Genomic DNA, 23,411 nt, shown 5'->3' with positions numbered 1-23,411 from the left:
CGATATGCACGTCATTCACTGACAGTATGCTATCCCTCGTGTATGATGCGGCGGCAATTTATTGTTTGCGCAACATCGCCTTCATATCATCTTAACGCTATTCACCTCAATAAAAACAGGATCGTACACCATGCCAGTGTTACATAACCGTGTTTCCAATGAGGAACTGAGAGCGCGCATGCTCGCTGAAACCGAACCGCGCACCACAGTTTCTTTTTACAAATATTTCCAGTTGGACGACCCGCAGGCTTTCCGCGATGCGCTCTATATCGCCTTTAGCCATGTAAAGGTATTCGGTCGCGTTTATATTGCCAGAGAAGGGATTAACGCGCAGGTCAGCGTTCCGGCCAGCCATTTTGAGGACTTTCGTCGTGCTCTGTTCGGCTCGCATCCGGCGCTGAACGGGATTCGGCTGAATATCGCGCTGGAGGATGACGGTAAGTCATTTTGGGTATTGCGCATGAAGGTGCGGGATCGCATTGTCGCAGATGGCATTGATGATGCCAGTTTCGATCCGACCCGGGTCGGCCAGTACCTCAAAGCGGAAGACGTCAACCGGATGGCGGACGATCCTGATACGTTGTTCGTGGATATGCGCAATCATTACGAGTATGAAGTCGGCCATTTTGAAAACGCGATTGAAGTGCCCTCCGATACCTTCCGTGAGCAGTTGCCGATGGCGGTCGATATGCTGGCGGGCGCACGTGACAAGAATATCGTGATGTATTGCACCGGCGGGATTCGCTGTGAAAAAGCCAGCGCCTACATGCTCCATCATGGTTTCAGGAATGTCTATCACGTTGAAGGCGGCATTATTGAATACGTGCGGCAGGCTAAAGCCAACGGATTACCCCTCCGGTTTATCGGCAAAAATTTTGTATTTGACGAACGGATGGGGGAACGAGTATCCGGGGATGTGATTGCCCACTGCCATCAATGCGGTGAGCCGTGCGATACCCATGTCAACTGCAAGAATCAGGGATGCCACTTACTGTTTATTCAATGCCCGACGTGTGCAGAAAAATATGAGGGATGTTGTAGCGCCGTGTGTCAGGATGAAATCCGGTTACCGCTTGAAGAGCAGCGTCAGCGCCGGAAAAATCGTGAAATCAGTATGAAGATCTTCAATAAATCTAAAGGATTGCTGAATGCCACTTTGGGTATTCCCGCACCGGAAGAGAAAAAATAACGCTGATGGCGAAAAGCGCAGAGCCTATAAAGACTCTGCGCAAAATATTATTTCTGACGAATACCTTCGACCGAAATGATCAGCTCCACTTCCTGAGAAGCCGGGCCAAGATCGGTAGTGATATTAAAATCTTTCAGCTTCAGTTTCCCTTCGGCTTCGAAACCGGCACGATAATTTCCCCACGGGTCATTACCTTGGCCCAGCGCTTTGGCTTCCAGCGTCAGCGGTTTAGTTACGCCGTTTAATGTCAGGTTGCCGGTAATTTTCAGTTCATCGCCGTCTTTTTTCACTTCGGTGGATGCGAATGTCGCCTGAGGGTGTTTGGCAACATTCAGGAATTCGGCGCTGCGAATATGTTTATCACGTTCGGCGTGGTTGGTATCAACACTGTTGGTATTGATGGTTACGCTGACTTTGTCTGAGGACGGATTATTTTCATCAAAGGTAAATGCGCCGTCGAAATCCTTGAACGTACCGTATAACCAGCTGTATCCCAGATGCTTGATACGGAACTGAACAAACGCATGCTGTCCTTCCTTGTCAATTTTATAGTCGGCAGCGGTAGCGGCTCCTGCGAAGCTGAACAGGGAAGCCATAGTCACGCCCAGAATTGCCTTCTTAAACATTGGTATTTCTCCTTAAACCCAGAATGAATTAATCCGCCTGTCGACCCAACATGCGTTTTAATGTCGCGTCACGGTCGATGAAGTGGTGTTTAAATGCCGCCAGCGCATGCAAGACGGACAAAATGACGACCGCCCACGCAAGATACAAATGGATAGTGCCGGCGGTATCCGCCTGATCCTGAATACCGCTCAGCGTAGCGGGCACCGAGAACCAGCCAAAGACGGAAATTGGCTGACCTTCGGCGGTGGAAATCAGGTAACCACTAATCAGGATGCTGAATAACAGCAGATACAAGAATATATGCGCTAACGTGGCGCCAATATGTGTCAGTGTGGAATAGCTGGATAGTGGACGCGGCGGGGGAGAAACCCAGCGCCATATCACCCGGAATAGTAGCGCCAGAAACAGCAATATGCCTATGCCTTTATGTATTTCAGGGGCGTTGTGATACCAGGGATCATAATATCCCAGTGCGACCATCCATAGCCCTAATGCAAACATGCCATATACTGTGGCAGCGGTAATCCAGTGCAGCAGTACGCTAATGTGTCCATAGCGGGTTGACGTATTACGCCAAAGCATTATTGAAATCCTTATCATCGGTTGACCTTTGTTTCGGGAAAGTAAACACCTGGAAACATAAAATCAATATAAAAATAGAATATCTGATACGATATTTTTATATTTCAATAAATTTGAAATTATAACGGCGTTATTGTTCAGAGTAACTGTGTAAGGTTATTAAAATATTTCTTTATTTATTTAAATTCAGGAAGGTAAATTTTGGCTTATTAAATTGAGTTATTTATTTTTTTGATTTCATTTTTTGGAGAATTTCTTTTAATAAATAAATTAGTCACTGAATTTGTTGTAATGAAGATATAAACGCTAAGACACCGCTCCGGGGAGCGGTGTCGGGGGAGATAATGACAATGGTGAATAGTGATAAATATAAAAAATATTAATGCTTAAGATAGTCAGCAGGTTGATATTCATTCGATTCGATTTTGGCAATCCCAGCCTCCAGGATAGAGATAAGCTGTTTTGCCACGTCCGTGGTTAACCATAATGTCCGGTCAACCTGCGCTTCATCTGGCGCCTGGTCCGCCGTAGAAAGGTAATGCAGGCGGATCATCATTGCGTCATAACTGTCAACGGTACTGATATCCCAGCCGACTAGCGGGTGCGTTTGAATAATCTCATTTTTTCTGTCCATAAATACCCCTTATTGACTAGTTACTACCGTGAGTGACTAAACGAGGTTTAAGACGGCTCTTGTAGCTGAGCAATATCAGTATATCTCTGTCAGATTCATTTATGGAAATTAAATGTAAAAAAAACTCAAGTGGATGTTTCAGCTAATTATCTGGTGAAATGCACGATGATTTCTGAACAAAATAGTACAGCTCGTTAATGTAAACGTACGATTTAGCGCCACATTCGCGAAAAAAATTAAGAGGCCAGACGTAAGAGGACTGGCCATGAGGTAATCTGTGCAGATGGAAAAAGTACTACTCGTTTTGAATAAACCAGTCGTCAGCGCTTTCCCATGTCTCCTGTAGGATTTCCGATATTCTCTCTTTATCGTCTTTGTTGCCGCCAAAGACGCTTAGATTATTGGCAGCAGCGTAGCGGATGTGGACCGGGGTATCCGGATAAATGCCATGCACCCGGTGACTCAGTTCGTCGGTCAGCGCTTCAAGTGCGCCAGCAGGCAGAAGGGTAGTTTTTGCTATGGTCAGTTCAATACGCATGATTGCCTCCTTTTTAACTGTATTTTTATACAGTATCTCAGGGAAGGCAACAATATACATAAAAAAATGTGTACTAAGTGACTCCCTGGCTGGCAGGGAGTGGGGGGATCAGGCGACAGACCAGTTCAGGCTTTGGCCGGCAAGAAACGGAATGATGGTCTCTTCGTTAGCGACAATTTCTTCCGGAAACTGTACCGGTTGACGGTGTAATTCAAGCGTGCCTTCGTTAACCGGCAACCCGTAAAAACGCGGGCCATTCAGAGAGCAGAACGCTTCCAGTTTATCCAGAGCGTTCAATTCCTCAAATACGGTGGCGTAAGCGCTCAATGAGGCCTGTGCGTTGAAGACGCCGGCACAGCCGCAAGATGATTCTTTACGGTGTTTGGCATGAGGGGCGGAGTCGGTGCCGAGGAAGAATTTCTCGCTACCGCTGGCGACCGCTTCGCGCAAAGCCTGTTGGTGCGTATTGCGCTTGAGGATCGGCAGGCAGTACAGATGCGGACGGATGCCGCCCACCAGCATGTGATTGCGATTGAACATCAGGTGCTGCGGAGTGATGGTGGCCGCGACAAAACGATCGGCAGACTGCACATACTGAGCGGCTTCGCGAGTGGTAATGTGCTCAAACACCACTTTCAATTCCGGGAACTGCCGACGCAGTGGCTGCATGATGCGTTCGATGAAACGGGCCTCGCGATCGAAAATGTCGACCTCTGGATCGGTGACTTCGCCATGAACCAGTAACGGCATGCCCAGTTTTTGCATCGCTTCCAACACCGGGTAGATAGTTTTGATATCCGATACGCCGTGGCTGGAGTTGGTGGTGGCGTGCGCCGGATAAAGCTTGGCGGCGGTAAATACGCCTTGCTGATAGCCCGAGATGATTTCGTTTTTGTCCAGTGACTCCGTCAGGTAACAGGTCATCAGCGGCTGGAAGGTCTCGCCGGCTGGAACGGCGGACAAAATCCGCTGCCGATATGCTTCAGCCTGGGCCACGGTGGTAATAGGCGGCGTCAGATTCGGCATCACGATCGCTCTGGCGAACAGTCGGCTGGTATAGGGTAATACAGCCTTGAGCATCTGATCGTCACGCAGGTGAAGGTGCCAGTCGTCAGGACGACGAATCTTCAGAACATTCGGCAAGGGGGTCATGAAAAAACTCCGGCGGTCGGTAAATAACGTCCCTGAAACAGGGAGTGATATGGCGGGGAATAAGCATAAGCGGAAAGTGTAGCGATTGCATCCGTTTGTAGCGAAAAGGTTGAAATTAGCCTGCGGTTGGCGTTTTATAGTTGGATATTCAATCGGTTGTTATATTCATGGAGTATTATGATGGAAATTCGTATCGTCGCCAGCGTTCAGGCTAAGCCGGAATTCATTAACGATGTCGCGGCTGCTGTCCGCCAGGTTGTTGCGCCGAGCCGTCAGGAAGCCGGCAATCTACAGTATGAGTTGCATGAAGAACTGAATAAAACCGGTTCGTTCGTGTTCTTTGAGCGCTGGAAAAGCCAGGAGGCTATCAACGAGCACGAGCAGACGGCGCATTTTCGCGCGCTTGTCGCTCAGTTGGAAGGCAAGATCGATGGCATGGATATCAAGTTGCTGCAGACGATTGCCTGAAAAAATAATGCCCGTCATTGACGGGCATTTAGGTGGAAAAGCACCCGCTGAAGCGAGGTGCTTTTTTTATATTATTATTCCACCGGTCGTGTCGCTGGCGCGCTGGACTGATTCTCGGCAGAATGACCACCGGCAGAACCTTTACCAGTGAACGCGAATGCCGGGCGTTGCCAGTCGCTGACGCGCGGAGCGTCAGGAACATATGCCGGCGCTGGCGCGCGAGTCATCGGCGCGGCGGCATAGTGCTGACGGGGCGGCACCGCAGTCGAAGTATCGGCTGGCGCTGGCGCGGCGATCGGTTCCTGAGTGGCTGGCGTATTCTCGGCCTGCACTGGCTCGTGAGTAACCTGCGGTTGCTCAGTTGCCTGTGTTTCGGCGAGTTCGCTGCTGGTCGTCGCGTTGCTATCGGCAGCAACAATCTCTGTAACAACAACCGCGGCGGGCGCTTCTTCGACGGACTCTTCGACAAGAGCGGCGATTTCCTCAAGCTTAGGTGCCGGCTGCTGTGTCTCCTGAGGCTGAGGAATCTCTTCCCGATCCTGCACGTTGCTGGCGTTAAGCTCCTGAGTCGCTTCAGTCAGCGTGACTTCTTGCTGCGTCGGAATGGATTCCGCCGCTGGTGTCTCCACCGCCGGGATGCTTGCCGGAGTCGTATCCAGAACATCTACTGCTTCTACTGCTTCAGGGAGCGTTGCAACCGCTACTGCCGCCAGTTCCGGTGCGATGGAAAGCGGGGCATCGATGGATTCGGATGCCTGTTCTTCCACCAGTTCTGGTTGTTGCGGCTGGGCAACCGGATAACGAATCCAGACTTTGCCTGAGGCCATTTCCGGTGAGGCTGAAGCCTGTGCCAGCGGCATCGGCGACTGCGTCGGGTAGCGTTCATCGCGGTAACGGCGACGACGCTGACCGCTGACTCGCAGATGGCGCGGCGAGCGGCGAGAACGACGCGGCAGGCCATTTTCGCGGTTGCTTTCAACTGCGTCATTGTCCGTATCGGCGGCGTCGCCCTCAGCAACCAATGCTGCGGGTTCGGGTGCTTCCACCACGGACGATTCCTGAACGTACGGTGCGGCGGGAAGCTGCGCTTCAGCATTCTCTACTGTGGCATCGCTGTCCTGAACCCGCACTTTCTGGGTCAGTTGACGACGCTGGCGGCGCTGCATCACCTGTGCCGGTTTTTCCTGCTCGGCGCCAGTGTCTTCCGTGTCGACGGCTACCGTGTTCAACTCTTTGACTTCGGTCTGCGCCTGACGTTTTTCTTCCTGACGACGGCGTTGGCGCTCGGCACGCTGCTCACGACGTTGTTCATCACGCGCGGCTTTGTCTTGCACGGAGACTTCCGCTACCGGTGCGGTTTCGATGTCGGCGTTCTGCGGTTGCGTGCGCTTGTTACGACGCTGTTCGTCACGCTCGCGCGGCTCACGATTGTCGCGAGTACGTTCACGACGGCCGGATTGACGGCGGTTGTTGCGGCGTTCCTGCTTTTGTTCCTGCTCGTCGGATGCCACGTCGACAGTTTCAGCCGATTTGGCTCCGGCGTCGACTGGCGCGGCAAAGATGCCTTTCAGTGCACCGACAAGGCGACCAAACAGACCGCGCTCGGAAGAGGCCGGTTGTTTTTCCTCTTTCGGTGCAGCAACCACAGGGGCTGGCTTGGTTTCCGCGGGCGGAATGTCCGACATGGTGAAGGACGCCAGCGCCGGCTGTTCCGGTACCCGGCGTTCGGGCACTTGCTCATCCGGTGAAGTCTGCGATTCGACATCCAGCAACTGAGGCAGCATGTAGCTCAGAGTTTGCTTTTCCTCGCCTTTACGGACACGCAGTACGGAGTAGTGCGGGGTTTCCATACCGTCATGCGGTACGATAATGGCGCGCACGCCCCCCTGACGTTTCTCAATCGCGTTGACCGCTTCACGTTTCTCGTTGAGCAGATAAGACGCGATGGGCACGGGTACGATAGCGTGGACTTCTTTGGTGTTCTCTTTCAGCGCCTCTTCTTCAATCAGACGCAGGATTGATAACGACAGCGATTCATTGTCACGGATGGTGCCTGTGCCGCTACAGCGCGGGCAGACATGGTGACTGGATTCGCCCAGTGACGGACTCAGACGTTGGCGGGACATTTCCAGCAGACCAAAGCGGGAAATACGACCGATCTGGATGCGGGCGCGGTCCTGACGCACCGCGTCGCGCAGGCGGTTTTCCACCTCACGCTGATGACGGACCGGGGTCATGTCGATGAAGTCGATGACGATCAAACCACCCAGGTCGCGCAAGCGCAGCTGGCGGGCGATTTCATCCGCCGCTTCCAGGTTGGTGTTAAAGGCTGTTTCTTCAATGTCGCCGCCGCGGGTCGCACGGGCGGAGTTGATATCAATGGCGGTCAGCGCTTCGGTGGTGTCGATAACAATCGAACCGCCGGAAGGCAGACGCACTTCGCGTTGGAACGCGGATTCGATCTGCGATTCGATCTGATAATGGCTGAACAGCGGGATCTCGCCGGTATACAGCTTGATTTTGCTGCTGAAGTCCGGGCGACCCAGTGCAGCGATATGCTCTTTGGCCAGTTCCAGAATTTTCGGGTTATCGATCAGGATTTCGCCGATGTCCGGACGTAAATAATCGCGGAACGCGCGGACGATAACGTTGCTTTCCTGATGGATTAGGAACGGCGCCGCACGGCCTTCCGCCGCTTTCTTGATCGCTTCCCAGTGTTTCAGGCGGAACGCCAGATCCCACTGCAGCGCGTCGGCGGATTTGCCCACACCGGCGGTACGGACGATCAATCCCATACCGTCCGGCAGTTCCAGCGAGCCCAGCGCTTCTTTTAATTCGGTACGGTCATCCCCCTCGATGCGGCGGGAAATACCGCCGGCTCGCGGGTTGTTCGGCATCAGCACCAGATAGCTGCCTGCCAGACTGATGAATGTGGTCAGCGCGGCGCCTTTGTTACCGCGCTCCTCTTTATCCACCTGAACGATGACTTCCTGGCCTTCGCGAAGCACATCTTTGATGTTCGGACGGCCATGCGCGTTGTAGTTGCTGGGGAAGTATTCGCGGGCGATTTCTTTGAGAGGGAGGAAGCCATGTCGCTCTGCGCCATAGTCAACAAAAGCGGCTTCAAGGCTGGGTTCGATGCGGGTGATTTTGCCTTTGTAAATGTTTGCCTTTTTCTGTTCATGACCGGGGCTTTCAATGTCCAGATCGTAAAGCCGCTGACCATCAACCAAGGCAACACGCAACTCTTCCTGCTGAGTTGCGTTAATCAACATTCTTTTCATCGTACTTAACTCGTTATTTTTACTTGCATTATTGATAGAGCTGCGGATGAACGGAGGCATGACCGGAGGGGACCGATGGCCTCGTGTCTTATCGCAGGGGCGTCAACCTCACGGTTGTCGCCTGCATAGAGGCGCATGTTTCGGTAGCCTGTATTTCCTGATGGAATACAGCGCATTTACTGCGGGAACAGCTTCTGAAAGTAGGTTGCCAGATCTGATTCCATATGCCGGCCAAGCTGCAAACCACAGCTCGCTAACTGCCTGATTATTCAATACGTCTTACGCCATTGCTGCGTTTATGAGTAATCCGGCAAAGATAATAATTCCGCAATTTCCCTTGTTTTACCGGAAATCAGCACGGAAAGCCAAAGCATTATTCCATTGCTGACACGTCGATAGCAAGGTGACTTTGCCTGTCAATATAAAGTTTATTGTGCTGTTTTTAACCAAACTGATGTCAGTCGATGCTGAAATCACTCTGGATGCGGACAGTAACAATATCTTCATAAGCCAGACTGACAGTTAAGCATAGAAAAAGATGTGGCGCTATCAGTGTGTGCTATTTAGAATCCGCCTCCATGAAAACAGAGAACCCAACCGTACAATTTCTGACGGTTTCCTCCGAGGAAGCCGGTCAGCGAATCGACAACTTTTTGCGCACCCGGCTTAAAGGCGTGCCGAAGAGCATGATTTATCGCATCCTGCGCAAAGGCGAGGTGCGGGTAAATAAAAAACGCATCAAGCCGGAGTACAAGTTGCTGGATGGCGACGAAGTGCGTATTCCGCCGGTGCGTCAGTCGGAGCGTGAAGAACCGGCGGTTTCCGCCAGCCTGGATAAAGTCTCGGCGCTGGTTGATTGCATCCTCTATGAAGATGATTATCTGTTGCTCCTGAATAAACCGTCGGGCACGGCGGTGCATGGCGGCAGCGGGCTAAGCTTCGGCGTGATTGAGGGACTCCGAGCGTTGCGTCCCGAAGCGCGTTTCCTGGAACTGGTTCATCGTCTGGACCGAGACACCTCCGGGGTGCTGCTGGTGGCTAAAAAGCGTTCGGCGTTGCGTTCGTTACACGAGCAACTGCGCGGCAAGGGGATGCAAAAGGATTATCTGGCGCTGGTTCGTGGCCAGTGGCAGTCGCACTGTAAAGCGGTGCAGGCGCCGCTGTTGAAAAATGTGCTGCAAAGCGGCGAGCGCATTGTCCGGGTTAATAGTGAAGGAAAGCCGTCTGAAACGCTGTTCAAGGTAGAAGAACGGTTTGATTGCGCCACGCTGGTGCGCGCCAGTCCGATTACCGGGCGAACCCACCAGATTCGCGTTCACACCCAATATGCCGGGCATCCGATAGCGTTCGATGATCGTTACGGCGATCGTGAATTCGACGCCCAGTTGGCGGGTACCGGGCTTAAACGCCTGTTCCTGCATGCGCTGGCGTTGCGTTTTGAGCATCCGCATACCGGTGAGACGATGCGTATTGAAGCGCCGCTTGATGCCGGCTTGCGTCATTGCCTGCAGGCTCTGCGGCAGCGCCAGAAATAAGCTTGTACCCACGTCCCAGACTACCCGAAGGGACGTGGTTCGCACATTGCTGTCATCACGGCAGTATCACAGTAATAATGGATTCACGCCTTCCTCTCGCAATAATTCCAGCAACGTAATCAGCGGTAAACCGACCAGCGTATTGGGATCCCGGCCGGATAACCGGTCAAACAGCGTAATGCCAAGCCCTTCGCTTTTAAAGCTGCCGGCGCAGTCAAAGGGCTGTTCACAATCGACGTAGCGTTCGATTTCGCGCACGCTGAGCGCACGGAAATATACATCAAACGGCTCTACCACGCATTGCAGACGCGTGGTTGCGCTGTTGAGTAGCGCCAGTCCGGTATAAAAAGTGATGCGCCGTCCGCTGGCCTGCTGCAGTTGACGTATAGCGTTTTCCCGGGTGTGGGGTTTACCGGTAATAGCGCCCTCTAGCACACAGACCTGATCGCTGCCGATAATAAGGCTGTCGGGATATCGCCCGGCCAGCGAACGCGCTTTAGCGATCGCCAGTCGGCTGACCAACTCACTGGCGCTTTCGCCATCGTCAGGTGTCTCATCGATATCGGGCGCCGCACACACAAACGGCAGGCCCAGTTTTTCCAGCAGGGCTTTGCGGTAAAGGGAAGTGGAAGCAAGGACAATTTGGGACATAAATGCAAACCAGGTCATAGCGTAATCAGAGAATGCATTTTAAACTGTCTGCCGCTTTGGAAGCGAATTTGGGTGTGCGAAAGCAATTTTGGGTGAAAGCACTGACATCGCCACCTTTTTCTTTGACTCTCCGTCGTTACGACGTTAATATGCGCGCCCTATGCAAAAGGTAAAATTACCCTTAACCCTTGATGCGGTTCGCACTGCTCAAAAGCGTTTAGATTATGTTGGTGTCTATACGGCTGAACAGGCGATGCGCGTTGCCGAATCAGTGGTTAGTGTGGACAGTGATGTGAATGCGACGCTGTCGTTCAGCATTGACAGCCAACGGCTGGCGGTGATTGATGGACAGGCTGATGTGACGGTGACGTTGCTGTGTCAGCGCTGCGGCAAGCCTTTCGAACATCAGGTCCACGCCACATTCTGTTTTAGCCCGGTCATCAGTGATGAACAGGCCGAAGCCTTGCCGGAAGCGTATGAACCTATCGAAGTCAATGAGTTCGGTGAGGTTGATTTGCTGGCGATGGTTGAAGATGAGCTTATCCTCTCTTTGCCCATTGCGCCGGTGCATGATTCTGAACACTGTGAAGTGTCCGAAACGGATATGGTGTTTGGTCAGTTACCCGCCGAGGCGGAAAAGCCAAATCCATTTGCCGTATTAGCCAGTTTAAAGCGTAAGTAATTAAGGAGTAAGGTCCATGGCCGTACAACAGAATAAACCTAGCCGTTCCAAACGTGGTATGCGTCGTGCTCACGATGCGCTGACCACTTCCGCTGTATCCGTAGATAAAGTTTCCGGCGAAACGCATCTGCGTCACCACGTCACTGCGGATGGTTACTACCGCGGTCGCAAGGTTGTTGCCAAGTAATTCCTGCGATTTAGCAAGGAAACACTTTGACGCGCCTAACCTTGGCGTTAGATGCAATGGGCGGGGATTTCGGTCCCTGCATTACAGTGCCTGCAGCGTTGCAGGCACTGGCTTCTAATCCAGACCTCCATCTGCTGCTGGTTGGCGACCCTTCTGCGCTTACTCCATTACTCGCTAAAGTCGATTCCTCTTTATTTTCCCGTTTGGAAATCGTGCCGGCTGAATCGGTAATCGCTGGCGATGCGCGTCCATCCCAGGCTATTCGAGCCAGTCGGGGGACATCTATGCGTATCGCCCTGGAGTTGATCAGGGAAGGGCGCGCGCAGGCCTGCGTTAGCGCAGGCAATACCGGCGCATTGATGGGGCTGGCGACATTATTGATCAAACCCATTGAGGGGATTGATCGTCCGGCATTGGTGACAATGCTGCCCCATCAGCAACACGGAAAGAGCGTGGTGCTGGATTTGGGCGCGAATGTTGATTGCGACAGCGCAATGTTAGTGCAGTTCGCCGTGATGGGCTCCGTCATGGCGGAAGAAGTGCTCGGATTGCAGAATCCGCGCGTAGCGTTGCTGAACATCGGTGAAGAAGAGAGCAAAGGGCTCGCCAGTATTCATGGTGCGGCAGCGCAACTGAAAACCATGCCTTCGATTAACTATATCGGTTATCTGGAAGGCAACGAATTACTGACCGGCAAAACGGATGTGATGGTCTGTGACGGCTTTGTGGGAAATGTCACATTGAAAACTATGGAAGGTGTAGTGCGAATGTTTCTGTCTCTCCTGAAGGGGTCGTCCGACAGGGGAGAAAGTCGGCAAGCACAGCCATGGTGGTTGAAATTTTTAGGGCGCTGGCTGCAACGGCGTCTGGCCAGGCGTTTTGGACACCTGAACCCTGACCACTATAACGGCGCATGTCTGTTAGGATTACGTGGAACTGTCATAAAAAGCCACGGTGCAGCGAACCAGAATGCGTTTGCTGTTGCAATTGAACAGGCGATGCAGACGGTGCAGCGGCAACTTCCGGAGAGGATTGCGTCGCGACTACAGGCTGTATTACCCAAGAGTGACTGAGCGTACATGTATACAAAGATTCTCGGAACGGGAAGCTATTTACCCGAACAAATCAGGACCAACGCTGATTTAGAAAAAATGGTGGATACGTCGGACGAATGGATCGTCACACGTACCGGTATTCGCGAACGCCGCATTGCTGCGCCGGATGAAAGCGTTGCCTCTATGGGGTACCGTGCCGCGCAGAACGCGCTTGACATGGCGGGCCTCGACAATAATCAGGTCGGCTTGCTTATCGTTGCGACTACGTCGTCCAGCCATGCTTTTCCCAGTTCGGCCTGCCAAATCCAGCAGATGCTGGGCATTAAAGACACGATCGCTTTTGATCTTGCCGCCGCCTGCGCAGGATTCGCCTACGCATTGAGCGTGGCCGATCAGTATGTGAAAAGCGGCGCGGTGGATTATGCACTGGTCATCGGTTCCGATGCCTTGTCCAGAACGCTCGACCCGGCCGATCGTGGGACCCTGATTCTCTTTGGCGACGCCGCCGGCGCTGTCCTGCTGGGCCGCTCGGAAGAGCCGGGAATCCTTTCCACGCATCTGCACGCAGACGGTCGCTATGGCAACCTTCTGACGTTGCCTTATGCGGATCGGCAAGAACCGCAGCCTGCTTATTTGACGATGGCGGGTAACGAAGTATTTAAAGTCGCTGTAACAGAATTGGCCCATATTGTCGAAGAAACGCTGGATGCGTCCGGCCTGAATAAAAGCGAACTCGACTGGCTGGTCCCTCATCAGGCAAACCTGCGTATTATCAGCGCCACCGCTAAAAAACTCGGCATGGGCATGGATAAAGTGGTGGTGACGCTGGATCGTCACGGTAATACGTCTGCCGCTTCCGTTCCTTCTGCACTGGATGAGGCTGTCCGCGATGGTCGCATTCAGCGCGGGCAGTTGATTTTGCTGGAAGCATTTGGCGGCGGTTTTACCTGGGGCTCTGCTCTGATTCGTTTTTGATTTATCAGGACGTATTACTATGACGACATTTGCAATGGTGTTTCCCGGTCAGGGCTCTCAGTCGGTGGGTATGCTGGCTGAACTGGCTGAAAAATTCCCGCTGATTAGAGAAACGTTTGACGAAGCTTCCTCGGTTCTGGGATATGATCTGTGGCTGCTTTCCCAGCAGGGGCCGGCGGAAGAACTGAACAAGACCTGGCAGACCCAACCGGTGCTGTTAACGGCGTCTGTGGCTCTCTGGCGCGTCTGGCGGCAGCAGGGCGGCGCGTTGCCGACGCTGATGTCCGGCCATAGCCTGGGCGAATATTCTGCGCTGGTGTGCGCCGGCGTTCTGGATTTCAAGCAGGCGGTCAGCCTGGTTGAACTGCGCGGTAAACTGATGCAGGAAGCGGTGCCGGAAGGGACTGGCGCAATGTATGCCATCATCGGTTTGGATAATGACGCGATTGCCGCTGCCTGTGCCGAAGCGGCGCAAGGCCAGGTGGTTTCGCCGGTCAACTTCAACTCGCCGGGACAGGTGGTTATCGCCGGTAACAAAGAAGCGGTTGAGCGCGCTGGCGCCGCCTGCAAAGCTGCAGGTGCGAAACGTGCATTGCCGTTGCCGGTCAGCGTGCCTTCTCATTGTGCGCTGATGGAGCCGGCGGCCCGTAAGCTGGCGGATGCGCTGGAAGCTATGACCTTTAATGCGCCGGACGTGCCGGTGGTCAATAATGTGGATGTCCGCGCCGAATCCGCGCCGGAAGCTATCCGCAGTGCACTGGTGCGTCAGTTGCATAACCCGGTCCGTTGGACGGAATGCGTTGAATACATGGCCGCTCAGGGGGTGGTTACCCTGGTGGAAGTCGGTCCCGGCAAGGTGTTAACCGGGCTGACCAAACGAATCGTCGATAGTCTCACGGCAACGGCGATTAATGATCCTGCTTCCTTATCGGCAGCGCTTGAACAGTAAAACGGTGAAGATAATGAATTTTGAAGGAAAAATTGCCCTGGTGACGGGGGCGAGTCGTGGTATTGGTCGTGCGATCGCCGAGACGCTGGCTGCCCGTGGCGCCACCGTAATCGGTACGGCCACCAGTGACAAAGGGGCGGCGGATATCAGCGAGTGGCTGGGACCAAAAGGCAAAGGTTATGCGCTGAACGTTACGGATAGCGCCTCGATTGAAAGCGTTTTAGCCAGCATCAAAGAAGCGTTTGGCGATATTGATATTCTGGTGAATAACGCCGGTATTACGCGTGATGATCTGATGATGCGTATGAAAGACGAAGCCTGGCAGGAAGTGCTGGATACCAACCTGAGCTCCGTTTTTCGCCTTTCCAAGGCGGTGTTGCGCGCCATGATGAAAAAGCGTTTTGGCCGCATCATCACCGTAGGGTCTGTCATCGGTTCCCGCGGCAACGCCGGTCAGGCCAACTATGCCGCCGCCAAGGCTGGGCTGGTTGGTTTTAGCAAGTCGCTGGCGCAGGAAGTGGCGTCTCGCGGCATCACCGTTAACGTGGTGGCGCCGGGCTTTATCGAAACCGACATGACGCGGGCATTGACAGAAGAACAGCGTGTGGGCATTTTGGCGAATGTTCCTGCCAACCGTCTGGGTGATGCGAAAGAAATCGCCAGTGCTGTAGCGTTTTTAGCCTCTGACGAGGCGGGTTACATTACTGGCGAAACATTGCATGTCAATGGTGGCATGTATATGATCTGATAAGCAACACCGTAATTTGCGTTAATTTGCAGCGAAAACTGCAAAAAGCACAAAATCTTGGTTCGACCAGTCTTGATTTTGTTGCATCTTTTTCAACATTTTATACACTACGAAAACCATCGCGAAAGCGAGTTTTGATAGGAAATTTAAGAGTATGAGCACTATCGAAGAACGCGTTAAGAAAATCATCGTTGAACAGCTGGGCGTTAAGCCGGAAGAAGTCGTGAACAATGCCTCTTTCGTTGATGACCTGGGCGCTGATTCTCTTGACACTGTTGAACTGGTAATGGCATTGGAAGAAGAATTCGATACCGAGATCCCAGACGAAGAAGCTGAGAAAATCACGACTGTTCAGGCAGCCATCGATTTTATTCAGGCTAATCAGCAGTAATCGAACATATCTAGGCGGTCGCTCGACCGCCTAAGTTTTATTCTACCTCTGTATCATTTTTTATTCCCTCCCTGGAGGATCAGCGTGTCTAAGCGTCGAGTAGTTGTGACTGGTCTGGGCATGTTATCTCCTGTCGGCAATACAGTAGCGTCAACCTGGAATGCTCTGCTTGCCGGTCAGAGTGGCATCAGCCTGATTGATCATTTCGATACTAGTGCCTATGCAACGCGTTTTGCTGGCTTAGTAAAGGACTTTAACAGTGAAGATTTCATCCCGCGCAAAGAAGCGCGCAAGATGGATGCCTTTATTCAATACGGAGTTGTAGCCGGCATTCAGGCCATGCAGGATTCCGGCCTTGAAGTGACGGAAGCCAATGCGAGTCGTATCGGAGCCGCTATCGGGTCGGGTATTGGTGGTCTGGGGCTGATCGAGGAAAACCATGGCGCGCTGGTGCATGGCGGCCCGCGTAAAATCAGTCCGTTCTTTGTGCCGTCTACCATTGTCAACATGGTTGCCGGGCATCTGAGCATCATGTTCGGCCTGCGTGGACCGACTATTTCCATTGCCACCGCATGTACTTCTGGTGTGCATAACATCGGCCACGCTGCGCGCATTATCGCGTATAACGATGCCGATGTTATGTTGGCCGGCGGGGCGGAAAAAGCCAGTACGCCGCTGGGTGTTGGCGGATTCGGCGCGGCGCGCGCCTTGTCGACCCGCAACGATAACCCGCAGGCGGCAAGCCGTCCGTGGGACAAAGATCGCGATGGCTTCGTGCTGGGCGACGGTGCCGGTATTCTGGTGCTGGAAGAGTATGAGCATGCCAAAAAGCGCGGAGCGAAAATCTACGCTGAAATCGTCGGTTTTGGTATGAGCAGCGACGCCTACCACATGACGTCTCCGCCGGAAAACGGCGCCGGCGCGGCGCTGGCGATGGAAAATGCCTTGCGTGATGCCGGTATTACCACTGAACAGGTGGGCTATATCAATGCGCACGGTACGTCCACAGCGGCGGGTGATAAAGCCGAGGCGCAGGCGGTGAAGTCGGTTTTCGGTGCGGATACCCGCGTACTGGTTAGTTCGACCAAATCGATGATCGGCCACCTGTTGGGTGCGGCGGGCGCGGTGGAGTCGATCTTCTGTATTCAGGCGTTGCGCGATAAGGCCGTTCCGCCGACCATTAACCTGGATAACCCGGATGAAGGCTGCGATCTGGATTTCGTGGCGCACGAGGCGCGTCAGGTGACCAATATGGAATACACGTTGTGTAACTCCTTTGGTTTCGGCGGCACCAACGGTTCCTTGGTGTTCCGCAAAGTCTGATGTGATGTTTTAATGAAGAGCCCGGTTATGCCGGGCTTTTTTTTGCCTGACTGAAAATCGGATGACTAAAAATCGGATGACTGAAAATCGGATAGTGCCGCTTGCCGGGTGTCCGGACGACTGACAGGCTTACCCCCTCTGGCTGAGGAGACGAATATGTGGTGGATTGACGGAAAAGCGGAGCAATACCTGCCGGTATCGGATCGCAGCATACAGTTTGGCGACGGCTGTTTCACCACGGCCAGGGTTGTGAACGGCCGTATTGTGTGGCTGGATCGACATATTCGGCGGCTGCAGCAGGCGGCGGAAAAACTGTTGTTGCCCGACCCAGGCTGGCAGCAACTGAGCGATGAGATGCAGCAAGCCGCCGAGGGCCGGGTTGACGGCGTGGTGAAAGCCATCATCAGTCGGGGCAACGGCGGCCGCGGCTACAGCCCGGCAGGATGCGACAAACCAGTACGCATTGTGATGCAGGCGGCGTACCCGCAACATTACGTCCACTGGCGTCAGGACGGCATCCGGCTGGCGCTTAGCCCGGTTTCGCTGGCGCAGAGCGCCTGGCTAGCGGGGATAAAACATCTTAACCGGCTGGAACAGGTGTTCATCCGCATGCATCTTGAACAGTCCGGCGCTGATGAGGCGCTGGTGCTTGACACTTCCGGGGCGCTGGTGGAATGCTGTGCGGCTAATTTATTCTGGCGCAAGGGAAAGCGGGTTTTCACGCCGGATGTTTCGCTTGCCGGCGTTGACGGCGTCGCGCGGCGGCATATTATGGCGCTGTTGTCGGCATCTGCGTATGAACTGCATGTGGTGACCGAACCGCTGGAAACGCTGGCGGACGCGGACGAAGTGCTGGTGTGCAATGCATTGATGCCGGTGATACCCGTGAACCAGGCGCATATCTGGTGTTATCGCTCACGAGAGTTGTACGACTTTCTGAGCCCTAACTGTGAGTCATGATGTGTTATGAAGAGAATAAAACGGGGTCTTGGGATTATTGTTCTGCTGGCGATGGTCGTCTGGGGGCTGTGGAAACAGATACAGCACTTTGCCGATTCACCGCTGGCTATCAAACAGGAAACCATTTTTACTCTCCCTGCCGGCACCAATCGTGAAGGTCTAAAAGAGCTGCTGGTAGAACAACAGATTATTGGCGCCAGCGGTTGGTTCCCCTGGCTGCTGCATCTGGAGCCGGAACTGGCGGCGTTTAAGGCGGGGACCTACCGGCTGATGCCTGCGATGACGGTGCGCGACATGCTGGCGTTGCTGGCCAGCGGCAAAGAAGCGCAGTTTTCGCTGCGGTTTGTGGAAGGTTCGCGCCTGAAAGACTGGCAGGAAACGCTGAAGTCGGCACCTTATCTCAAGCATACGCTGGATGATAAAACACCGCAGGAAATCGCCGAGGCGATGGGGTTGAAAGACAAGCCCAACCCTGAGGGCTGGTTTTATCCGGATACGTATCTGCACACGGCGGGCATGAGCGACAAGTCTATCCTGCAGCGTGCACACCAGCGGATGACGAAAATGCTCAATGACGTCTGGCAGGGGCGGGATGACGGGTTACCCTATAAAACCCCGGACGAACTGCTGGTGATGGCGTCGCTGATTGAAAAAGAAACCGCGATTAATGAAGAGCGGCCGCTGGTGGCTTCGGTATTTATCAATCGTCTGCGCATCGGTATGCGGTTGCAGACCGATCCGACGGTGATCTACGGCATGGGGGACAGCTATAACGGCGTCATTACCCGCAGTGCGCTGGAAGCGCCTACGCCGTACAATACCTACGTCATCAGCGGGTTGCCGCCTACGCCGATTGCCATGCCGGGCAAGGCATCCCTCGACGCCGCCGCGCATCCGGCTAAATCCGGCTATCTCTATTTTGTGGCCGACGGCAAGGGTGGACACAAATTTACCACCAATCTGAACGATCATAACCGCGCCGTACAGGCGTATCGTTCCGCGCAGGCCGCCGCCGGAAAGGAAAAGAATGAACAGTAAATTTATCGTAATTGAAGGCCTGGAAGGCGCGGGTAAAACCAGCGCTCATGCGGTGGTGGTGGAAACGCTGCGAACCTTCGGCATTGATGACATCGTGTTTACCCGTGAACCCGGCGGTACGCCGCTGGCGGAAAAACTGCGTGAGTTGATCAAGCAGGGCGTGGCGGATGAAAAGCTGACGGATAAGGCCGAACTGCTGATGCTATATGCGGCACGGGTACAACTGGTGGAGAACGTGATTCGTCCTGCGCTGGCCCGTGGCGCCTGGGTGGTGGGCGATCGGCACGATCTCTCTTCTCAGGCCTATCAGGGTGGCGGCCGGGGTATCGATGAGCAGTTGATGACGTCGCTGCGGGATACCGTGCTGGGCGATTTTCGTCCTGATTTGACGCTGTATCTGGATATCCCGCCTGAGTTGGGGCTTATACGTGCCCGCCAGCGCGGCGCGCTGGATCGCATCGAGCTGGAGTCGCTGGCGTTTTTCGAACGTACCCGCGCCCGCTATCAGCAACTGGCGGCGGCCGACGCCTCTATCATGACGATTGATGCGTCCCGCGAGCTGGCGCAGGTCAACGCCGACATTCGTCAGGTCTTGTCTGACTGGTTGCGGCAACTGAGCGGGCGAGGGGAGTGAACGATTGATGGAGTGGTATCCCTGGCTGAATGCGCCTTACCGCCAGTTGTTGGCGTCGCATCAGGCGGAGCGCGGCCATCATGCGCTGTTGCTGCACGCTATCGACGGCATGGGCGACGCCTCGCTGGCGTATGCATTCAGCCGTTGGTTGCTGTGCCGGCAGCCGGACGGCGCAAAGAGCTGTGGCCGCTGCCACTCCTGTGAACTGATGAGCGCCGGCACGCATCCGGACTGGCATACCCTTAGCCCGGAAAAAGGTAAGCACAGCCTGGGGGTTGACGCGGTGCGCGATGTGCTGGAGCCGGTGTACCAGCGTTCGCGGCAGGGCGGTGCGAAAGTGGTTTGGCTACCGCAGGCGGAAAGCCTGACCGAGGCGGCGGCCAATGCGTTGCTGAAAACGCTGGAGGAACCGCCGGCGCAAACCTATTTTCTGCTGGGATGCCGTGACCCGGGGCGGTTGCTGGCGACGATGCGCAGTCGCTGCCTGCATTTGCACCTGGATGTGCCGGCTGAGTCGCAAGGGATGCAATGGCTGCGCGGGCGTGGACACGATGATGATCTGGCGCTGCAGACTGCGTTGCGACTGGCGGCGGGAGCGCCGCTGGCCGCTGAAGCACTGCTGCAGCCGGATAGTTGGAAGGCGCGTCAGGCCGTTTGCCAGCAGTTGGCGCAGAGCCTGCAGTCCGGTGATGCGCTGGCGTTGTTGCCCGTGCTCAATCATGAGGACGCCGATCGCCGCATCCACTGGGTGAGCACGCTGTTTCTGGATGCCCTGAAATGGCGCCATCAGGCCGCCGATCGGCGGACCAACCAGGATCAGGCGGCGCTGGTGGCGCAATTGGCGTCACAGCCTGGCGAGGCTCGTCTGCATCATGGCTTACGGCGCTGGCTGCACTGTCGTCACCAGTTGCTGTCGGTGACGGGCGTTAACCGCGAATTGTTATTGACGGAACTGTTGCTGGCGTGGGAGAGCTTGTTGTCATCTCCGACGCTGCCGGTGTCGTCGTCTTTTTCCTGAATACCGGATACCCCTGATTATGTTCTTAGTTGATTCCCACTGCCATCTTGATGGTTTGGATTATCAGTCGCTGCACAAAGACGTGTCTGACGTGCTGAACAAGGCCCGTGAGCGCGAGGTAGGCTTTTTTCTGGCGGTGGCGACCACCTTGCCGGGATTCCGCGCCATGACCGAGTTGATCGGCGAGCGCGACAATGTGGCGTTTTCCTGCGGCGTACACCCGCTCAGTCAGGAAGAGCCGTACGATTTCGCCGAGCTGCGCACGCTGGCGGCGTTACCGTCGGTTGTCGCGCTGGGGGAAACCGGGCTGGATTACTATTATCAGCAAGACACCATCCCGCAGCAGCAGGCATCGTTTCGCGAGCACATTCGCGTGGGTCGGGCGCTGAATAAGCCGGTGATTGTGCATACCCGTTCCGCCCGCGAAGATACGCTTGCCATCCTGCGCGAAGAAAAAGCGGACGAATGCGGCGGTGTGCTGCACTGTTTTACCGAAGATCGGGAAACGGCGGAGAAACTGCTGGATTTGGGGTTCTATATTTCCTTTTCCGGGATCGTGACTTTCCGTAATGCGGATGCGTTGCGAGAGGTTGCCCGCTACGTGCCGCTGGACCGGCTGCTGATTGAAACCGACTCCCCGTGGCTGGCGCCGGTTCCCTACCGCGGTAAGGAAAATCAGCCCGCCTACGTGCGCGATGTGGCTGAATATCTGGCTGTACTCAAAAATGTCAGTCTCGAACAACTGGCATCCACCACCACCGAAAATTTTGCTCGGCTATTCCACATTGATGCAGCACGGTTGACCGTGGCCTGATACTGGTTGAGAATACGCGAGTTTTTTTTGGCTTCGTAATTAATCGCTAATAATCCCTGTCATTTGCAGCTTGCGCTGTACGATGGCGGGGTTAATTTTTAGCGTTAGATCACAAACCATAAGACTTCTGATAGTAACGTGGGTTTCCCATGAGTTGAAACGTGACTGCTATCAAACATTTGATGCAACATTTATTTTACTCTGCGTAAAAATTAATGAGGATGCATATCACATCCCGACCGCATGAAGGATGACCTCCCCACCTTCAGGCGAACTGTCAGAAGTAGAAGCACTATTACTCAGGAGCACTCTCTATTATGTTCAAGAATGCATTTGCAAACCTACAGAAAGTAGGTAAATCGCTGATGCTGCCAGTGTCCGTGCTGCCTATCGCCGGTATTCTGCTGGGCGTCGGGTCGGCCAACTTTAGCTGGCTGCCGGCGGTTGTTTCCAGCGTGATGGCGCAGGCGGGCGATTCGGTGTTTGCCAACATGCCGCTGATTTTCGCTATCGGCGTGGCGCTGGGCTTCACCAATAATGACGGCGTGTCCGCGCTGGCTGCGGTGGTTGCTTACGGCATCATGGTGAAAACCATGGCGGTGGTGGCGCCGCTGGTGCTGCATATGTCGCCGGCGGATATCGCCGCTAACCACATGGCCGACACCGGCGTGCTGGGGGGGATTATCGCCGGTGCGATTGCCGCCTACATGTTCAACCGCTTTTACCGCATTCGTTTGCCGGAATACCTGGGCTTCTTTGCCGGTAAGCGTTTTGTGCCGATCATCTCCGGCCTGACCGCCATCATCGTCGGTGTGGCGTTGTCGTTCATTTGGCCGCCGGTGGGCAGCGCGATTCAGACATTCTCTCAATGGGCCGCTTACCAGAACCCAGTACTGGCGTTCGGTATCTACGGCATCGTTGAGCGTAGTCTGGTGCCGTTTGGTCTGCACCATATCTGGAACGTACCGTTCCAGATGCAGGTAGGCGAGTTCACCAACGCCGCGGGCCAAGTATTCCATGGCGATATTCCTCGTTATATGGCGGGCGACCCGACCGCTGGTAAACTGTCTGGCGGTTTCCTGTTCAAAATGTATGGCCTGCCGGCCGCCGCGCTTGCCATCTGGCATTCGGCTAAACCGGAAAACCGCGCCAAAGTTGGCGGCATCATGATTTCCGCTGCGCTGACCGCGTTCCTGACCGGTATTACCGAACCTATCGAGTTCTCCTTCATTTTCGTTGCGCCGATTCTGTATGTCATCCACGCGGTGCTGGCCGGTCTGGCGTTCCCGATTTGTATTCTGCTCGGCATGCGTGACGGTACCAGCTTTTCGCACGGTCTGATCGACTTCATCGTACTGAGCGGCAACGGCAGCAAACTGTGGCTGTTCCCGATCGTCGGCCTGTGCTATGCCGCGGTGTACTACACCGTGTTCCGCGTGCTGATCGCCAAACTGGATCTGAAAACCCCGGGTCGTGAAGAGTCCTCGTCCGAGCAGTCCGCTCAGGGCAACTCTGAAATGGCGGCGTCGCTGGTTTCCGCGTTCGGCGGCAAAGAAAACATCACCAACCTGGATGCCTGTATCACCCGTCTGCGCGTTAGCGTGGGTGATGTGTCCAAAGTTGACCAGGCCGAGCTGAAGAAACTGGGCGCGGCGGGCGTGGTGGTAGCCGGTTCCGGCGTGCAGGCGATCTTCGGCACCAAGTCCGACAACCTGAAAACCGATATGGACGATTACATTCGTAATCACTGAAATATCCGTAACCACTGACGGATTACGGGGAGTTGACGAAAAGGGGCTACGGCCCCTTTTTTACATCCTGTTTTTTATATCCTGCTTTTTATATCCAGAGACTGCCCCCCGGCAGGGCAGAATCGTTTCCCCTCACAGGAAGTTCGGCAGTAGGATAACTGACACTGCCGTGCGTGATACGCCCGTCGTCAGTCACGACAGTAGATAACCAACGCCGCTCTGCCCA

At 54.4% G+C, this 23,411-nt stretch carries 24 protein-coding genes; 17 read left to right on the top strand and 7 right to left on the bottom strand.

Translation table 11 applies throughout. From position 1 onward, the window contains the following. Window positions 1-130: 130 nt before the first annotated feature. Entirely contained in the window at window positions 131-1,189 is a 1,059-nt protein-coding gene (gene trhO, locus DDA898_RS13540; RefSeq protein ID WP_013318450.1) for an oxygen-dependent tRNA uridine(34) hydroxylase TrhO, read from the top strand. A 47-nt stretch (window positions 1,190-1,236) separates the two neighbouring features. Here the strand turns inward: trhO and DDA898_RS13535 are convergent, their stop codons facing one another. The 5 genes from DDA898_RS13535 to pyrC form a co-directional block, all read right to left on the bottom strand. Beyond that, window positions 1,237-1,815 carry a YceI family protein gene (locus tag DDA898_RS13535; protein WP_013318449.1) on the bottom strand — a complete coding sequence of 193 codons (579 nt, stop codon included), beginning with the start codon at window positions 1,813-1,815 and terminating at the stop codon, window positions 1,237-1,239. Between the two features lie 28 nt (window positions 1,816-1,843). Further along, window positions 1,844-2,398, bottom strand: coding sequence for a cytochrome b (locus DDA898_RS13530; RefSeq protein ID WP_038901525.1), 555 nt, complete (start codon window positions 2,396-2,398; stop codon window positions 1,844-1,846). Window positions 2,399-2,777: 379 nt separating this feature from the next. Then, a complete protein-coding gene (bssS, locus tag DDA898_RS13525; RefSeq protein ID WP_013318447.1) occupies window positions 2,778-3,032 on the bottom strand; it encodes a biofilm formation regulator BssS in 255 nt (84 codons plus the stop codon). Between the two features lie 295 nt (window positions 3,033-3,327). Continuing rightward, on the bottom strand, window positions 3,328-3,570 hold the full coding sequence (dinI, locus tag DDA898_RS13520; RefSeq protein WP_038902710.1) for a DNA damage-inducible protein I: 243 nt from the start codon (window positions 3,568-3,570) through the stop codon (window positions 3,328-3,330). A 108-nt stretch (window positions 3,571-3,678) separates the two neighbouring features. Further along, the gene (pyrC, locus tag DDA898_RS13515) at window positions 3,679-4,722 is read right to left on the bottom strand and encodes a dihydroorotase (protein WP_038911462.1); all 1,044 of its coding nucleotides are present in this window, start codon (window positions 4,720-4,722) and stop codon (window positions 3,679-3,681) included. Between the two features lie 180 nt (window positions 4,723-4,902). On the opposite strand from pyrC, the gene DDA898_RS13510 reads away from it, so the two are divergent. Further along, window positions 4,903-5,190, top strand: coding sequence for a putative quinol monooxygenase (locus tag DDA898_RS13510; protein WP_033111932.1), 288 nt, complete (start codon window positions 4,903-4,905; stop codon window positions 5,188-5,190). A gap of 74 nt (window positions 5,191-5,264) precedes the next feature. On the opposite strand, the gene rne is transcribed toward DDA898_RS13510, so the two are convergent. Then, complete coding sequence (rne, locus tag DDA898_RS13505) at window positions 5,265-8,474, bottom strand: ribonuclease E (protein ID WP_038911461.1); 3,210 nt, start codon at window positions 8,472-8,474, stop codon at window positions 5,265-5,267. A 578-nt stretch (window positions 8,475-9,052) separates the two neighbouring features. On the opposite strand from rne, the gene rluC reads away from it, so the two are divergent. Next, window positions 9,053-10,009 carry a 23S rRNA pseudouridine(955/2504/2580) synthase RluC gene (gene rluC, locus DDA898_RS13500; protein ID WP_013318441.1) on the top strand — a complete coding sequence of 319 codons (957 nt, stop codon included), beginning with the start codon at window positions 9,053-9,055 and terminating at the stop codon, window positions 10,007-10,009. Window positions 10,010-10,075: 66 nt separating this feature from the next. On the opposite strand, the gene DDA898_RS13495 is transcribed toward rluC, so the two are convergent. Continuing rightward, a complete protein-coding gene (locus tag DDA898_RS13495) occupies window positions 10,076-10,660 on the bottom strand; it encodes a Maf family protein (RefSeq protein ID WP_038912578.1) in 585 nt (194 codons plus the stop codon). 160 nt (window positions 10,661-10,820) lie between these two features. Here DDA898_RS13495 and yceD point away from each other — a divergent pair, with 160 nt between their 5' ends. The 14 genes from yceD to ptsG all read left to right on the top strand — a co-directional run bounded on the left by yceD (window position 10,821) and on the right by ptsG (window position 23,185). Next, complete coding sequence (gene yceD / locus DDA898_RS13490) at window positions 10,821-11,342, top strand: 23S rRNA accumulation protein YceD (RefSeq protein WP_013318439.1); 522 nt, start codon at window positions 10,821-10,823, stop codon at window positions 11,340-11,342. 16 nt (window positions 11,343-11,358) lie between these two features. After that, the gene (gene rpmF / locus DDA898_RS13485) at window positions 11,359-11,529 is read left to right on the top strand and encodes a 50S ribosomal protein L32 (RefSeq protein WP_012769343.1); all 171 of its coding nucleotides are present in this window, start codon (window positions 11,359-11,361) and stop codon (window positions 11,527-11,529) included. Window positions 11,530-11,555: 26 nt separating this feature from the next. After that, window positions 11,556-12,602 carry a phosphate acyltransferase PlsX gene (gene plsX / locus DDA898_RS13480; protein ID WP_038911460.1) on the top strand — a complete coding sequence of 349 codons (1,047 nt, stop codon included), beginning with the start codon at window positions 11,556-11,558 and terminating at the stop codon, window positions 12,600-12,602. Between the two features lie 6 nt (window positions 12,603-12,608). Continuing rightward, window positions 12,609-13,559: a beta-ketoacyl-ACP synthase III gene (locus DDA898_RS13475; protein WP_038911459.1), complete on the top strand. Its 951-nt coding sequence runs from the start codon at window positions 12,609-12,611 to the stop codon at window positions 13,557-13,559. 19 nt (window positions 13,560-13,578) lie between these two features. Continuing rightward, the gene (gene fabD / locus DDA898_RS13470) at window positions 13,579-14,508 is read left to right on the top strand and encodes an ACP S-malonyltransferase (RefSeq protein WP_038911458.1); all 930 of its coding nucleotides are present in this window, start codon (window positions 13,579-13,581) and stop codon (window positions 14,506-14,508) included. A gap of 13 nt (window positions 14,509-14,521) precedes the next feature. Then, window positions 14,522-15,256 carry a 3-oxoacyl-ACP reductase FabG gene (gene fabG / locus DDA898_RS13465; protein WP_013318435.1) on the top strand — a complete coding sequence of 245 codons (735 nt, stop codon included), beginning with the start codon at window positions 14,522-14,524 and terminating at the stop codon, window positions 15,254-15,256. 154 nt (window positions 15,257-15,410) lie between these two features. Next, entirely contained in the window at window positions 15,411-15,647 is a 237-nt protein-coding gene (gene acpP / locus DDA898_RS13460) for an acyl carrier protein (protein ID WP_012765204.1), read from the top strand. A gap of 84 nt (window positions 15,648-15,731) precedes the next feature. Beyond that, window positions 15,732-16,970, top strand: a complete 1,239-nt coding sequence (gene fabF / locus DDA898_RS13455) for a beta-ketoacyl-ACP synthase II (RefSeq protein ID WP_038901518.1) — start codon at window positions 15,732-15,734, stop codon at window positions 16,968-16,970. Window positions 16,971-17,126: 156 nt separating this feature from the next. Then, window positions 17,127-17,930, top strand: a complete 804-nt coding sequence (gene pabC, locus DDA898_RS23250; protein ID WP_038901517.1) for an aminodeoxychorismate lyase — start codon at window positions 17,127-17,129, stop codon at window positions 17,928-17,930. A 6-nt stretch (window positions 17,931-17,936) separates the two neighbouring features. Further along, on the top strand, window positions 17,937-18,968 hold the full coding sequence (gene mltG / locus DDA898_RS23245) for an endolytic transglycosylase MltG (RefSeq protein WP_038911457.1): 1,032 nt from the start codon (window positions 17,937-17,939) through the stop codon (window positions 18,966-18,968). Then, on the top strand, window positions 18,958-19,602 hold the full coding sequence (gene tmk / locus DDA898_RS13440; protein ID WP_038911456.1) for a dTMP kinase: 645 nt from the start codon (window positions 18,958-18,960) through the stop codon (window positions 19,600-19,602). The genes mltG and tmk overlap by 11 nt, the downstream gene beginning before the upstream one ends. 7 nt (window positions 19,603-19,609) lie before the next feature. Beyond that, window positions 19,610-20,620 (top strand): DNA polymerase III subunit delta', encoded by a 1,011-nt coding sequence (gene holB, locus DDA898_RS13435; protein ID WP_038911455.1) that lies wholly within the window; start codon window positions 19,610-19,612, stop codon window positions 20,618-20,620. Window positions 20,621-20,639: 19 nt separating this feature from the next. Then, window positions 20,640-21,434 carry a metal-dependent hydrolase gene (locus DDA898_RS13430; protein WP_038911454.1) on the top strand — a complete coding sequence of 265 codons (795 nt, stop codon included), beginning with the start codon at window positions 20,640-20,642 and terminating at the stop codon, window positions 21,432-21,434. A 317-nt stretch (window positions 21,435-21,751) separates the two neighbouring features. Then, on the top strand, window positions 21,752-23,185 hold the full coding sequence (gene ptsG / locus DDA898_RS13425; protein WP_013318428.1) for a PTS glucose transporter subunit IIBC: 1,434 nt from the start codon (window positions 21,752-21,754) through the stop codon (window positions 23,183-23,185). The last annotated feature ends 226 nt before the right edge of the window (window positions 23,186-23,411 follow it).

It is taken from the genome of Dickeya dadantii NCPPB 898, assembly GCF_000406145.1.
GTDB classification, from domain to species: Bacteria; Pseudomonadota; Gammaproteobacteria; order Enterobacterales; family Enterobacteriaceae; genus Dickeya; species Dickeya dadantii.
Note: the sequence above shows the minus strand (reverse complement) of the source record. Positions and strands in the feature narration are given on the sequence as shown.